The 15480-nt window shown below is 36.7% G+C and carries 12 protein-coding genes; 5 read left to right on the top strand and 7 right to left on the bottom strand.

All coding sequences use genetic code 11. The features are described from left to right. Positions 1 to 30: 30 nt before the first annotated feature. Positions 31 to 855 carry a CvfB family protein gene (locus tag ACWPWS_RS03645; protein ID WP_454045531.1) on the bottom strand — a complete coding sequence of 275 codons (825 nt, stop codon included), beginning with the start codon at positions 853 to 855 and terminating at the stop codon, positions 31 to 33. 137 nt (positions 856 to 992) lie between these two features. Here ACWPWS_RS03645 and ACWPWS_RS03640 point away from each other — a divergent pair, with 137 nt between their 5' ends. Further along, positions 993 to 1439, top strand: a complete 447-nt coding sequence (locus tag ACWPWS_RS03640; protein WP_454045530.1) for a hypothetical protein — start codon at positions 993 to 995, stop codon at positions 1437 to 1439. Between the two features lie 80 nt (positions 1440 to 1519). On the opposite strand, the gene ACWPWS_RS03635 is transcribed toward ACWPWS_RS03640, so the two are convergent. From ACWPWS_RS03635 to recQ, 6 genes are all read right to left on the bottom strand, one after another. Further along, positions 1520 to 2374, bottom strand: coding sequence for a DUF4476 domain-containing protein (locus ACWPWS_RS03635; protein WP_454045529.1), 855 nt, complete (start codon positions 2372 to 2374; stop codon positions 1520 to 1522). 120 nt (positions 2375 to 2494) lie between these two features. After that, positions 2495 to 3898 (bottom strand): dihydrolipoyl dehydrogenase, encoded by a 1404-nt coding sequence (gene lpdA / locus ACWPWS_RS03630; protein ID WP_105701327.1) that lies wholly within the window; start codon positions 3896 to 3898, stop codon positions 2495 to 2497. Positions 3899 to 4028: 130 nt separating this feature from the next. Then, positions 4029 to 4415 carry a cupin domain-containing protein gene (locus tag ACWPWS_RS03625; RefSeq protein ID WP_454045528.1) on the bottom strand — a complete coding sequence of 129 codons (387 nt, stop codon included), beginning with the start codon at positions 4413 to 4415 and terminating at the stop codon, positions 4029 to 4031. 37 nt (positions 4416 to 4452) lie between these two features. Further along, complete coding sequence (locus tag ACWPWS_RS03620) at positions 4453 to 4797, bottom strand: hypothetical protein (protein WP_454045527.1); 345 nt, start codon at positions 4795 to 4797, stop codon at positions 4453 to 4455. 68 nt (positions 4798 to 4865) lie between these two features. Then, entirely contained in the window at positions 4866 to 5945 is a 1080-nt protein-coding gene (locus ACWPWS_RS03615; RefSeq protein WP_454045526.1) for a glycosyltransferase, read from the bottom strand. Positions 5946 to 6160: 215 nt separating this feature from the next. Then, positions 6161 to 8365 carry a DNA helicase RecQ gene (gene recQ / locus ACWPWS_RS03610; protein ID WP_454045525.1) on the bottom strand — a complete coding sequence of 735 codons (2205 nt, stop codon included), beginning with the start codon at positions 8363 to 8365 and terminating at the stop codon, positions 6161 to 6163. A 158-nt stretch (positions 8366 to 8523) separates the two neighbouring features. Between recQ and ACWPWS_RS03605 the strand changes: the two genes are divergently transcribed. The 4 genes from ACWPWS_RS03605 to ACWPWS_RS03590 all read left to right on the top strand — a co-directional run bounded on the left by ACWPWS_RS03605 (position 8524) and on the right by ACWPWS_RS03590 (position 15408). Continuing rightward, positions 8524 to 9483 (top strand): KpsF/GutQ family sugar-phosphate isomerase, encoded by a 960-nt coding sequence (locus ACWPWS_RS03605; protein ID WP_454045524.1) that lies wholly within the window; start codon positions 8524 to 8526, stop codon positions 9481 to 9483. A 135-nt stretch (positions 9484 to 9618) separates the two neighbouring features. Beyond that, a complete protein-coding gene (gene tatC / locus ACWPWS_RS03600; protein ID WP_185126812.1) occupies positions 9619 to 10446 on the top strand; it encodes a twin-arginine translocase subunit TatC in 828 nt (275 codons plus the stop codon). A 228-nt stretch (positions 10447 to 10674) separates the two neighbouring features. Continuing rightward, complete coding sequence (locus ACWPWS_RS03595; protein ID WP_454045523.1) at positions 10675 to 13635, top strand: reprolysin-like metallopeptidase; 2961 nt, start codon at positions 10675 to 10677, stop codon at positions 13633 to 13635. A gap of 141 nt (positions 13636 to 13776) precedes the next feature. Further along, entirely contained in the window at positions 13777 to 15408 is a 1632-nt protein-coding gene (locus ACWPWS_RS03590) for a M1 family metallopeptidase (RefSeq protein ID WP_454045522.1), read from the top strand. Positions 15409 to 15480 lie beyond the last annotated feature (72 nt).

Below are 15480 nucleotides of genomic sequence, written 5' to 3'. Positions count from 1 at the left end.
ACGAGCAGAAATTTCTGCTCGTTTTTTATGTTATAATAATTTGATTTTATCCTCTGTGATATCGATGATTTTATCTTTATAAAGTCCTCCGATTGCCTTTTTAAAGTTCTTCTTACTCATCTGAAGCTCATTCTTGATCTCTTCAGGAGAAGACTTATCTGATACATACAGAAGTCCGTAATTTTCCTCCAGCTTGTCCAGAATCTTCTGCTTGAACTCATCAATATTTTCAAAACCTTCCGGTTGTAAAGAAATATCTATCTTCCCATCTTCACGTATTGTTTTGATGTATCCACTTTCTTCTGACAGCGGATATAGCTTTTTGAAAACATCGGAAACATAGATCAGTCCAATATATTGTTTGTTGATAATCACGTTCCAACCCAGCTCACTTTCATTCATCATGATCAGATCTACTTTATCTCCTTTTTTGAACGGAAGCTCATCATACTGCGGATTTCTCTTAAACTTTGTAGTCCCTGTAATCAGTTCCATATCTTCATCTACATACAAATAAACCAGATATCTTTTTCCTTCGATGATTTTGGTTTTCTGCTGCTTGTAAGGGATAAATAAATCTTTAATAATTCCCCAATCCATAAAAGCTCCACTTGGAAGACTTTGTACACAGCTCATCACCGCAAATTCACCTACTTCAGCCAATGGAATTTCAGTAGTAGCTTTCAATTTATCATCATCCTGATAGACAAAAACTTCAACCTCCTCACCTATTTCTTTTTCATCCTGAATAAAGATTTTAGGCAGAAAAGCCTTTTCACCGGATTCATCTACGAGGATCCATCCTGAATTAATTTTTTCTGAAATTGTTAAAGTTTGAGTTTTTCCGAGTTGCATTGATGATAAAATTAGCTGACAAAGGTACGGAAATTTGAAGATGCCATCCTAGTCAATACTGTTATAATTCTTTTGAAGACTTATTTTAGCCTTTCATAAAGACTTTAAAACGCTTACATTTGAATAAAAAAACAATTATGAAAAAGTATTTTATCCTACCTTTTTTCCTTTCGGTTATCTTTTCAAATGCTCAACTGCTGGAGAAAACAGCGGTGAATATTTCATATCGATATACCGGAAGAAATGTTCTGCAGGCCGGATTAGAATACAGATTTGGAGAAAGCTACGAAGGTTCTATTATTGCGGGGCTCTCTTTGTTTTATACCCGTGTTAATGAAACAGATAAATTGATTCCTGAGATGAATATAAATTTTCTCCGTGCCGGATTGTTGATTGGAGTTTCCGCCAACCCCTATTCAGTAGAACCAAGAATAGGGATTTCATTATTTAATGCTGTATTTCTCAATACCGGATATGCTTTTCCTATTTACAGAGATAAATATTTTAAAGGAATAACCTTTGGAATACAGCTTAATATCGCTCCGAAACATTCTAAGTTTTATGATAACCTGAAAATAATGTAATCAAAAACATAGGTTTTGGCTGAAGCCAATGGAAATCCTATAAAAAATAAAAACGAGCTAAAGCCCGTTCCTATTGAATATTATAAATTTGAAATATAATCCATCAGTTCCCGTTTGCTGCTTTCAAAATCAAAGGCATTATATACCATGAAATATCTGTCTTTATCGGCACAATTTCGGTACATAGACTTCGCCAATGCCAATTTTTTATTATCAAAACTAAGGGCTTTTACCAGATCTCTTATTTGTGCAGAAGTAAACATAGAGGTACGCATCTGCTGATTGATCATGGCTACTTTCCCGTCATCAAACTTTTCATTTCTCATCATCATATCAAAAAACTGGCGGAAAGAATTGTTATCCATCACACTTCCTTGGTTATACCAGTCATCTGATTGATTTCCGTAAGGATTATTCCAGATGTCATTCCAATCATTAAATCCATATTGATTCTGAACAGGGTAAGAATCCAATAAATAGAGACCTTCATTGGTAAAAAAATCAAGTACCACTCTATTGTTATTACGAAGCATCAACGTTGTTCTGTACACCAGGAAACCATTTTCATAAATTGAAATGGGCATTCTCCCTGATGACAAATCAAAGAATCTGTATTTTCCGGAACCGTTGGCCATCATCTGATCTCCTACCTCAACGGTAAAAAAGCCCTGCTCAGGAATTCTGAGAAAAACTTCTGCATATCCGTAGTTTCTGTTCCACTGATAATTTGGATTGTTATTTCTGTTTCTCTGAGGAATCGTATTATTTCCAGGTCTCATCCCATCAGGGGTTTTGTTTCTTTCATTTAAGATTTTGGGAGATCTCATTTCTGTAGCTGAAGCTTCATTTTTTAATAATTCTCCTGCCTTCCCTGCTTCCTGAGCAAATGAACTCATTCCTGCCAAAAGCATCCCACTGATAAAAATTTTTTTCATACATGAAATTTTCAAAAACCATCTCCATTTTTATGCCAAACCCATATAAAAAAGGCTGTCTCAAAAAGAAACAGCCTTTAATTTTTAAATATTTAAATGATTAAATCTTTTAATCAAATATTACATATGAATTGGTCTTTTTGCCGTAGCATCCAACGCAGCTTCTTTAATCGCTTCTGCATAAGTTGGGTGAGCGTGAGAACTTCTTGCGATATCTTCAGCGCTTGCACGGAATTCCATAGCAATTACTCCTTCTGCAATAAGGTCAGCAGCTCTTGCTCCTATGATGTGCATTCCTAAAACCTCATCTGTTTTTTCGTCTGCAATAATCTTAACAAGACCATCGATATCACCACTTGCACGGCTTCTACCTAATGCTCTCATTGGGAAAGATCCAACTTTGTAAGCTACTCCTTCCTCTTTCAGCTGCTCTTCAGTTTTACCAACTCCTGCAACTTCCGGCCATGTATAAACAACACCAGGAATAAGGTTATAGTTGATGTGAGGTTTTTGCCCAGCTAATGTTTCAGCTACAAAAACACCTTCTTCTTCAGCTTTGTGAGCCAGCATTGCCCCTTTGATAACGTCACCAATAGCATAGATATTCGCAACATTCGTTTGTAGGTGATCGTTTACTTTTACTCTTCCTCTTTCGTCAAGTTCTACTCCTGCTTTCTCAAGGCCAAGACCATCTGTGTAAGGTTTTCTTCCCACAGAAACTAAACAGTAATCTCCTTCTACTACTACTTCTTCTCCTTTTTTATCTTTAGCCGTGATCTTTACTGTATCTCCGTTTCTTTCAACCGCTGAAACCGCAGTAGAAAGCATAAACTTCATTCCTTGTTTTTTAAGAACTTTAGTCAATTCTTTGCTTAAAGCACCATCCATTCCAGGGATGATTTTATCCATAAATTCAACAACCGTTACCTGAGCTCCCAATCTTAGGTATACAGAACCTAGTTCAAGACCGATAACTCCACCTCCGATTACTACCAGATGCTTAGGAATTTCTTTAAGGTTTAAAGCTTCCGTAGAAGTAATCACTCTTTCTTTGTCTAAAGAGATGAAAGGCAGTGCAGATGGCTTAGAACCCGTTGCAATGATTGTATATTTAGATTCGATGGTTTCAGAAGAACCGTCGTTTTTCGTCACTTTAATCTGAGTAGCAGATTCGAAGCTTCCTACTCCTTCAAAAACAGTAATCTGGTTTTTGTTCATCAGGTAGCTGATTCCGTCAGTGTTTTGTTTGATCACTTCGTTCTTACGCTCGATCATTCTTGCGATATCTGCCTGAGGCTCGTTAATGATAATTCCGTGACCTGCAAAATTGTGTTTTGCATTTTCGAAATGTTCAGAGCTGTCAAGAAGCGCTTTTGACGGAATACATCCAACGTTAAGACAAGTTCCGCCTAAAGTTGAATATTTTTCAATAATTGCTGTTTTGAAACCTAATTGTGCTGCACGAATAGCAGCCACATAACCACCGGGACCAGAACCTATTACGGTAACATCGAATTGACTCATGTTATTGTATGAATTTGTTTATTATTATCTATCTTAATTCTCACAAATTTACATATAAATTACCAAGCACCAAAGTGAGTTTTATCAATTTTAAAAATGATAATTATATGCTTTAGTTTTATGAAAAGTGTTATTTTATGAACTTTATATTTTCTTCATTCCCTTCCTTCAGGTAAATTGCGGTGAAGACCAGGGGTTTTTCAGCTGATGCATTATCAAAATGAAAAATTTTCACGTTTTTAGGTTCGTAAAAAGCATCTCCTGCATGAAGCACCACTTTTTGTTGTCCTTCAATCTGAAAAACAGCTTCGCCAGAATTTATAATTCCTAAAACGGGACAGGGATGCAAATGTTCGGGAGCTCCTTGTCCTGCAGCCATTGTTATTTCCTGAATTTCTGTAGATTTAACATTCTGATCAAGAGCAGTTTTTAATAATTCTTTTCTGGAAATGGCCTTCTGCTGAGCTGCTAAAACAACGGAGTTCAGCATCAAAATAACAATTATAAATGGCTTCATTGATTAAATATTTAATGTATTGAATCAGTATATAATATTAGATATTCAGCTTTCCTTGTCCAAATGTACCTGTGCTCTCAAAAAAAGAACCACCATATACATACCAGTCAAGGCTTTCCAGATATTCCACTGCATTTTCCGGAGTAATCTGGGAACGCTCTTTTTTCGAAACAATTCCTTTGTACCATCTTCCTGATTTGGAAAAACTTTCATATTCAACAAAATAATGAATCCATATTCTTTGGCACAGTTTGCACTGTTGAATCGTTACTTCTCCATATCTTCCGTCTGTATGATCTATACCTAATTCCGAACTTCTGAATTCAGTATAATTGAAGTCAGGTTTTTCACAGGCACATCCTAATTTTTGGATTTTATTCATTGATATTGATTTAATAAAGCCCCAAATCTAAGAAAATAAAACTCCATAAGGCAAATAATATGATGATACTACTTCATTAAATCCAGCAAAACTTTCTCATATTTATCCAAAATAATATTCTTAGAAAAACGTGATTTAATCGAGTTTTTTATAGCATCTCTGTTGTAATTGTTCTGCAATACGGTTACAATCTGCTGGGCAAAACCATCATAATTTTCAATGTTGGCAATTTCACCATTTATATTGTGCTGGATAATTTCATTGATTCCCCCGGGGCAGTTGTTGGCTAAAGAATAGGTTCCGCAGGCTCCTGCTTCCAGAAGAACATTCGGAAAACCTTCATATCTTGAAGAAAGAACGAATAGGTCAGCATATTTCAAGTACTGATAGGGATTCTCCTGTCTGCCATGGAAGATCACTTTTTTCAGTCCTAAAAGTTCTTTTGTCTGAAGCAGAATGTCTTTATCTTTTCCATCTCCCAAAATATGAAGCATAATATTCTGATTTTTCAGTCTTGAAAAAACCTTCAGTAAGTTGTCAAATCCTTTTCTGGATGATAAGTTGCCAATGGCAACCACATTTTTATAATTGTATTTGAAGCATTCTGGTTTTAAAGATATTGCCATTTTATCTTCAATGAAATCAAAGTCTACAGGATTATTGATCTTGATAATTTTCTTCTTTTTAATATTAAAATTATCCACCAGATCTTTCATCATATCATCACTCTGCGCAATGATTCTCTGATAGTTATTGTAGAAATTATAGAAAAACTTAATCTCCTTACGGGTTACATGTTGGGTAACCACATTGGTTTCCCTGGCAATGAACTTCGTTCTTGGAAAGAGTTTTATAAATAGAGATAAATAGGCATTTACCTCACCAAAACCTGAGAAAACAATATCCGGTTTTCTTCTGTAGATTTCCCCTAAAATAGGTCTTAATGAGTGTCTTATTCTTTCGGTATTGATATCGATAATTTCGACATCTTTTTTCAGAAAATTCAAATATCCGCCTTGTTTACGTAACAGCAAAATCTTGGGTTCAAACCGATCCCTGGAAAGATGATTCGCTATAGTAGTAACAATCCTTTCTGCTCCCCCGGTTTCTAAGTCCGGCAGAATAAATATGACAGATATCTTTTTCATCAGTGTAAAGTTACTAAAAAGTTTGATTAAAAGTCAAATATAGGAAGGGTGAAGATTGTTGTTTTGATGGTAATTAACAGAAATTAACTAAGCTTTAAAATCTGATTTGATTTTACTATTTACTGTAGACGTAACACGCTATAAAAATAAAGTAAGCCTTTCCGAGGAAAAGCTTACTTTATTTAATTAATATTCTAAAAAATATTGATTTTTTTTTAATTCGCTACGTCACTGATAAATTTAATCCTCAGCATTCTCACTTCTTCATCAGACAATTCATCCCCGAATTCATCCAATAGTACCTTCATACTGTCACTTTCAGATTCGTTCATAAATTCCATGAAACCGTCTACAATATCTTCATCAAAATTATCTTCAATATAATAGTCGATATTCAGCTTTGTTCCCTGATATACAATCCTTTCCATTTCTTTCAGGAGTTCATCCATAGAAAGGTTCTTGGCTCTTGCTATATCTTCAAGATCAATCTTTTTATCCGTACTCTGGATAATGAAAACTTTGTGGCTGGATTTATTGGCTACCTGTTTCAATACCATATCCTGGGTACGTTCTATATTATTCTCTTCAACGTACGTTTTAATATAGTCTGCGAATTCTTTACCATACTTTTTGGCTTTTCCTTCACCTACTCCATAGATTTTGGTAATTTCATCAACTGTGATGGGATACTGAACCGTCATATCCTCCAAACTCGGATCCATAAATACGGTATAAGGTGGAATTCCGTGTTTTTTGGCCACTTTCTTTCTCAGTTCTTTCAACAGGTTGAAAAGGTTCTGATCCAGGCCTCCACCCGCCTGCTGCTGTACCTGGTCGCTTTCTGCTTTTGCCTGATTAAGATCAAATTCCCTGTCTTCAGCAATCAAAAAGATGTTTTTAGATTTACCATTCAGGACATTTTTCCCTTTTTCTGTAATTTTTAAAACCCCATAGGTTTCAATATCCTTCTGTAAAAAATTCTGAACAGTAGCCTGTCTTAGAATCGTTTTCCAGTAGTTATCTTTTTCTTCTTTTCCAAAACCAAAATGAGAATTTTGTTCAAGTTTATAAGATTTCGTCACGGCATTTTCTTTTCCTACGATGACAGAAATCAAATCTTTAGACTTGAATTTTTCTCCAGTGTTACTGATCAGTTCAAGCGATTTTTCCAAGTCTGCAGTGGCATCCTTTAATTTTGGCGGATCGGATGAATTATCACACATCATTGCTCCGTCTCCGTTTACCGGATCGAAACTTTCTCCAAAATAATAGAGTATGTACTGTCTTCTGCTCATTGAAGTTTCAGCATAGCCTACCACTTCATTTAAGAGCTGCAGCCCGATTTCTCTTTCAGAGACAGGTTTCTGTGCCAGGAATTTCTCCAGTTTTTCAATATCTTTTGGATCATAGAATGCCAGACAGTGACCTTCACCTCCGTCTCTTCCTGCTCTGCCGGTTTCCTGATAATAGCTTTCCAGTGATTTCGGAAAGTCGTAATGGATGACAAAGCGGACATCCGGTTTATCAATTCCCATCCCGAAGGCGATCGTGGCTACGATCACATCCACTTCTTCCATCAGGAATTTATCCTGATTCGCTACTCTCACCTTCTGATCAAGACCTGCGTGGTAAGGAAGTGCATTGATTCCGTTGACCTGCAGAAGCTGGGCAAATTCTTCAACTTTTCTTCGGCTCAGGCAATATACAATTCCTGATTTCCCTTTTCGCTGATTGATAAATTTAACGATTTCCTTATCTACATTAATTTTAGGACATACTTCATAGTATAGATTAGGACGGTTGAAACTTTCTTTGAACACCAATGCATTCGTCATTCCTAAAGTTTTCTGGATATCATCCTGAACCTTAGGAGTAGCAGTAGCCGTCAAAGCAATCACCGGTACATTGGCGATTTTGTCTATAATCTGTTTCAGATTCCTGTATTCCGGTCTGAAATCATGTCCCCACTCTGAAATACAGTGAGCCTCGTCGATAGCAAAGAAAGAAATTTTCACTTCTTTCAAAAAATCCAGGTAATCATCTTTAATTAATGATTCAGGAGCTACATACAGAAGTTTGGTTTTGCCGCTTTTGATATCGTCAAAAACCTGCTTGGTCTGCGTTTTGTTTAATGATGAATTCAGTACGTGGGCTACCCCATCTTCAGAAGAAAGACCGTTCACGGCATCTACCTGATTTTTCATCAACGCTATTAAGGGCGAAACTACTATTGCTGTTCCTTCCGAAATAAGAGCCGGAAGCTGATAACATAATGATTTTCCGCCACCTGTAGGCATTAAAACAAATATATCCTTCCCATTCAATAGGTTATCTATAATTTGTTCCTGCTGGCCCTTAAATGTAGAAAACCCAAAATACTTTTTCAATTCGCCTGATAAATTGGCTTTTTTTGCGCTCATCTAATTTTCTATTGCTAAATTTGCATCTCACCCAAAGTTATAAAAATTCTGCTTAAAATAAAAGCGAACGAATTTATAAAAAATAAAATTTATATTAAATATTCTTTTTAAAATATAACGTTTTTTAGGAACTTTTTTGTATACCTTATCATCATAAAATGGATAGAACCAACATTATATCAATTGCAAAAAGCACTTTAGAAATAGAAATTTCTGAACTCGAAAAATTAAAAAACAGAATTGATGACCAATTTGCCCATGCCGTAGAGATCATTCACTCAGCAAAAGGGAAGCTCATTGTGGTAGGAATAGGGAAATCTGCCCATGTTGGTAATAAAATTGTGGCTACATTAAATTCTACTGGTACTCCTTCTCAGTTTTTACATGCTTCGGAAGCTATTCACGGTGACCTTGGAGTTATTCAGAAGCAGGATGTTGTTTTATGCATCTCGAATTCCGGAAATTCTCCAGAAATAGCCAATCTGGTTCCTTATTTAAAGGATTATTCTTCTGCTCTTATCGGAATGACGGGAAATAAGACGAGTAAACTTGCTGAGTTTTCTGAGGTTATTTTAGATACTCATGTGGACGTTGAAGCCTGCCCTAATAAATTGGCTCCTACCAGTTCTACCACCATTCAGATGGCATTGGGAGATGCTTTGGCTGTGGCATTAATGGAATTGAATGATTTCAAGGCTAATGATTTTGCAAAATTCCATCCGGGAGGAAGCTTAGGGAAAAACCTGACTTCTAAAGTAGAGCAGTTCCTTTCTTCACAAAAGCCTCAGGTCTCTGAAGAAGCATCCATAAGAGATGTAATTATCTCAATCAGTGGTTCAAGCCACGGAATTACAGTGGTAACGAATGAAGACCAGATTATTGGTGTTATCACAGATGGAGATCTGAGAAGAATGCTGATGAAAGGAGAAGATATCAGTAAAGTATCAGCTAAAGATATTATGTCTGCCCATCCGAGAACCATTGAAAAAGATGCTTTGGCCAAAGAAGCTATGAAAATTCTGAAAGGAAATAATATCGGCCAGCTTGTTGTAACGGAAAACGGAAAATATTTCGGGATTATAGACCTGCATAAACTGCTGGACGAGGGAATTAATTAGAAGGTAAAAATTCAGAAGTTGGAGGTTAATAAATAAAAGATAATTGGCAGATTAAAAGTAAAATTTAACTAATAACCTGCAGACTCTTACTTCTATCATTTTTTTCATAAATTTGCGCTTTAAAAATTGTATTCTGTGAGTGATGGTAAAGACATGTCCTTCCTTGGACATATAGGAGAGTTAAGAGGGCATCTGATCCGTTCGATTATTGCTATCATAATTGCGGCTTTTGTGGTTGGTTTTAATATCAACTGGATTATGGACCATATCTTTTTTGGGCCCACCAGGAATGATTTCCCAACCTTCAGAGTTGTTAATCATTTTTCCAGAATGATTTTGGGAGAAGACAGTATTCATCTTCCAAAAGACTTCCCTGTTCGTGTACAGAGATTGTATCAGCAGTTCAATGTGATGATGGCTGTTTCTGTTTTTGGAGGAATGGTAGCTGCATTTCCTTATATTGTATGGGAATTATGGCGTTTTATCGGTCCTGCTTTGCATCCAAGAGAGAGAAAGAATTCTATCTATATTATTAATGCGGTATGGATACTTTTCATGACCGGAGTATTATGCGGGTACTTCTTAATCCTTCCGTTTGCGGTTAATTTTGGGGTTATCTTTAAGATTTCAGACATTATTGTTCCGCTTTATGACTTAAGTGATTATACCACTTTATTTTTACAGGTAGTTTTGGGTATGGGTGTTATTTTCTTATTCCCTATTCTTATCTATTTCCTTACGAGCATCGGAATTCTTACGCCTATGTTTATGAAAACGTACCGTCGTCACGCTATTGTTTTGATTATGGTAGTCGCTGCAATTATTACTCCTGCAGACGTTTTAAGTATGCTGATGGCTGCATTCCCGCTGCTTATCTTATATGAATTCAGTATTATGATGTGTACATTCACTTATAAAAAAGTACAGAAGAGTAACGGAAATCTTCCGGCAGTACAGAAATAAACAGTATTTTTTACTAATAAAAGCTTAAGCGCTACGATTCAATTGAATCGTATCGCTTATTTTATTTGAAAAAATTAACATTAATTATATTTATTCTTAATATAATTAAAAACAACAATGAAATTCAACTAAAATTATAAAGTTATGAGCAATTAACAATGTATCACTAACAAAAGATTTAAAAAAATAAACTATCTTTAAAACTTTAATAACAATCAATAAAAAAATATGAAAAAGAAAATTATTTTCGTCTGTGCATTGGCATTAAGTCTGAGCGGTTTACAGGCACAACGCTGGGAACCGGTCTCGGAGAAGATCACGCCAGTAAGAAAAGAAGTAAAAGTAGAATACGCCTACAAATTTGATCTTTCTGCATTGAGAAATCAACTCAAGAATGCTCCTGAAGCAGGAAAAGGAGGAAACCCGGTAATTGTTTCTCTCCCTACAGCAGACGGAAGAGTTGAAAGATTCTCCGTGTACAGCTCTCCGGTAGTAGAAAAAGCGATGGCGGAAAGGTATGAATTAGGTGCCTATTCAGGTGTAGGACTGGATAATCCTCATAAACAAATCAGATTCAGTACTGCTCCGAACGACTTCCAATCTATGGTATTCAATGCCGATACCGGAAAATACGAATTTATAGAACCCATCAACAAAGAAAAGGATGTATATGGAGTCTTTTTCAAATCTAACAAATCTCACGAAGATCCTTTCGAATGCCGAACTTCTGAACCTGAGAAGGTAAAAAAGGAGATGAATAAGCTGCTTAAAACAAAAAATGTTTTGAAAGGGCTAGGCAACTCTAATAAAAGTAATGAGCAAAAATACAGAACCTATAGAATTGCCATCTCCGTAAACGGTGAATATACCCAACTTGCCGGAGGCGTTCCTCAGGCTGCAGCCCGTATTAATGCCACAATGAACCGTGTAAATGGTGTTTTTGAAAAGGATTTTGGAATCCATATGATTGTACAGGATCTTCCACAGCTTATATTTGCAGATCCCACGACGGATCCTTATTCGAATGTAGTAGTAAATCCAAACGGTACATATAGCGCTCCCGGTGCATGGAACCTCCAGCTTCAGCAAACCCTTACCAACACTGCCGGTGTAGGTAACGCTGCCTATGATATTGGACATTTCTTTGGTCACAGAGGCGGCGGCGGAAGTGCAGGAGATGTAGGAAATGTCTGCAGAAATCCTGCAAGTAACAATGATGCTACTTCTAAAGGGGCAGGAATTACTTCACCTTCTACTCCGGATCAGCCGTTCGGAGATAATTATGACATCGATTTCGTAGCTCATGAAATTGGCCACCAGTTCGGTGCAGCACATACCATGTCTATTGCTTTGCATGGCGCTCATATGGAGCCGGGATCCGGATCTACGATTATGGGATATGCCGGAATTACCAGCTATAATGTTCAGATGCACTCTGATGCCTATTTTCATACCAAAAATATTGAAGAAGTAGGAGCTTATGTCAATTCTCAAGACTGTGGAACGATTACAGCGGTAGCCAATACCCCTCCTTCAATACAGCCAATGGCTAATAAAATAATCCCTAAAGGAACAGCTTTTGTGTTAACAGCTTCAGCAGCAGATACACAAAATGACCCGATGACTTATACCTGGGAGCAATATGACCTGACTACTTCTGCTTTTGGCCCGGTAAGTGCAACCAGAAATAATGGGGCAAATTTCAGATCTATAATGCCTACAAATTCTCCTACACGTTATTTCCCTAAATTGTCAAATGTTCTTAATGGAACCCTTACCAGTGCTGTAGACTGGGAAACGGTATCCAATATTCCAAGAACAATGAATTTCAAGGTAACGGTAAGAGACAATAATCCGGATGCTGCACAACAGCAGACACAGAGCGGTCTGATGAAAGTAGATATAGGAAATGAAGGCCCTTTCAAAGTAACTTCAACTACAGTTTACAATAATACACCAGGAGCTGTTACCTGGGATGTGGTAAACACGAATAATGCTCCATATAATGTACAAAACGTTAAAATAGATTATACTACAGACAATGGAAGCACATGGACGGTTATTACTCCATCTACCGCCAATGACGGATCTGAACCATTTTCATTCTCTTCTCTGGCAACAGGTGCCAGCGTAAAAATAAGAGTAAGTGCCATTGATAATGTATTCTATGCCGTTGGAAATGCTACTGTTTCCGCATCTGCAAGTGCCTGTACAACATCTGCTCCGGCAGGTATTACGGTAACCGGTATTACAAGAACTTCAGCATCTGTAAACTGGACAGCGTTAGTAGGAGCAACGTATTCTGTGATGTATAGAAAAGTAGGAACAGCTACATGGACTACTGTTCCTGTTTCAACAAATTCTTATAATATTTCAGGACTTACTGAAGCTACTCAATATGAAGTACAGATAGCGAATGTTTGCGGTGCATCCGTTGGAACATATTCAGCATCTACAAACTTTACGACATCTTCATTTGCTAAATGTTCAATAACCGGAACAAATGCAGCTGACGAATATATTTCCAATGTTACAGTAACCGGTGCAGGAATGGGCCCTGTTTCAAACAGTAGTAGTAATACTCCTTACACAGACTATACTACAGATCCTTCGAAACTAATTACGCTTATGTCCGGATCTACAGGAAATAATGTAAGTATAACCAAAGGATGGACAGGTGCTCAGTATAATGACGGAGTAACAGCCTGGATAGACTTCAACAGAGACGGAGTATTCTCCTCTTCTGAAGTAATTTACACCAGCGCAGCTAGTACCATATCACCTGTTTCCGGAACATTCTCCGTACCGGCAGATGCTTATACCGGAGGAAACGTAATTATGAGAGTTGTATTAGGATATGAAAGCCAGCCAAACAGTGGATGCAGCAACCAGCAGTATGGCGAAGTTGAGGATTATCCGGTATTGATTCAGCAACAGCTTTCTACCAGTGAGACTGTGAAAGATAAGAGTTCAATCCAGATCTACCCTAACCCGGCAAGTGATGTATTGAATGTAACTCAGATTTCATCAAAAGCTCAGTTTATCATTACCAATATGGCAGGTCAGAAAGTAATGAATGGCCAGATTAATGATAATAAAATCTCTGTTTCAAAATTAAATACAGGAGCTTATATTATTTCAATTGAAGATAAAGGAACGACTACAAATCTGAAATTTATCAAAAAATAAAACCACACACATTTTTTTACAGCACGGCAATGACCGGGCTTTTTTTATACTTTTTTTAAATCTTGAATTTAATTTGATTTCCGGCATCGGGCTATTAATTTAATTTTATACTTTTGAAAAGATTTAATAATAAAAGTTTAAATGAAAAAATTGTCATATACACTCTTATTTGCATCAGGGCTGGTTTTCGGACAGTTCTTTGAGAAGGGTAAGGTTTTCACCAAACAGGATACATTAAAGGGTTCCAATACCGAATTCAGAAATTTTTGGGATGTCAAAAAATATGATCTTTCCGTAGAGCCTGATTTTGAACAGAAAAGCATTAAAGGAAATAATAAAATCAGCTTTGAGATCATCAAAGATGTTACTAATCCTGTTTTCCAGATTGACCTTCAGCAACCGATGAAAGCTGATAAAGTTGAAGGAAACTTTCCTATTGCCAATTATAAGCAGGATGGAGACTTTATTTTCATTACCACCAATAAAAAATTCAAAAAAGGCGAAAAATACACCATTAATGTCACCTATTCAGGGAATCCTACCATCGCTAAAAAAGCACCCTGGGATGGCGGATGGGTTTTCACTAAAGATGAAAAAGGAAATCCATGGATGACTGCTGCTGACGAGGGAATAGGAGCTTCTATATGGCTTCCTACCAAAGATATCTGGAGCGATGAACCTGATAACGGAATCATTATGAAAATTGTAACGCCTAATGATCTGGTAGGTGTGGGTAACGGCAGGCTAACTGATAAAAAAACAACGGGCAGTAAAACTACTTATACCTGGGAGGTTAAGAATCCCATCAATGCCTACTCCATTATTCCGAGTATAGGAAAATATGTGAATTTTAAAGATGTATTTGAGGGTGAAAAAGGAAAACTGGACCTGGATTATTGGGTAATTGACTATAATCTGGACAAGGCAAAAAAACAATTTCAACAGGTAAAACCTATGCTCTCAGCATTTGAATACTGGTTTGGTCCGTATCCGTTTTATGAAGATTCATACAAACTTGTAGAGTCTCCTCATCTTGGGATGGAACATCAGAGTAATGTAGCCTATGGAAACAAATATCAGAACGGCTATCTTGGAAGAGATCTTTCAGGGACAGGAGTTGGATTAAACTGGGATTTCATTATTATTCATGAAAGCGGTCACGAATGGTTCGCCAATAATATTACCGCAAAAGATCAGGCGGATATGTGGATCCATGAAAGTTTCACCAACTATTCTGAGACTCTTTTCACGGAAAAATATATGGACAAAAAATCTGCTGAAATCTATGTTCAGGGTATCAGGAAAGGGATAGACAACGACGTTCCTATTATTGGCCAGTATGGCGTAAGAAATGAAGGCAGCGGAGATATGTATCCGAAAGGAGCCAACATGATTCATACGATAAGACAGGTAATCAATAATGATGACAAATTCAGACAGATTTTAAGAGGTTTGAATAAAGATTTTTATCATCAGACCGTTACTACCCAGCAGATTGAAAATTATATCTCCTCAAAATCGGGAATTGATTTCTCAACTGTTTTTGATCAGTATCTGAGAACGATAAAAATCCCAACTCTTGAGTATGCTCAAAATGGGGATACTTTAAAGTTCCGTTATACTGATGTGGTAAAAAATCTGAAATTACCTATCATCATCAATGGTGATCAGACCATAAATCCAACAGAAGAATGGCAGACCGTAAAGCTTAAGAAAAGTACTCCGGTGGAGCTAAACCCTAACTATTATATTAATTATTCTAATACTAAATAAATAAAAAAGGCAAATTTGCACCCGCAAATTTGCCTTTTCGCTTTTGCACAGTAAAAATTTAAGAAAAGTTTA

The sequence above is a fragment of the Chryseobacterium sp. Marseille-Q8038 genome (assembly GCF_965111995.1).
The sequence above is the reverse complement of the archived record's forward strand: the minus strand, read 5'-3'. Positions and strand labels throughout refer to the sequence as shown.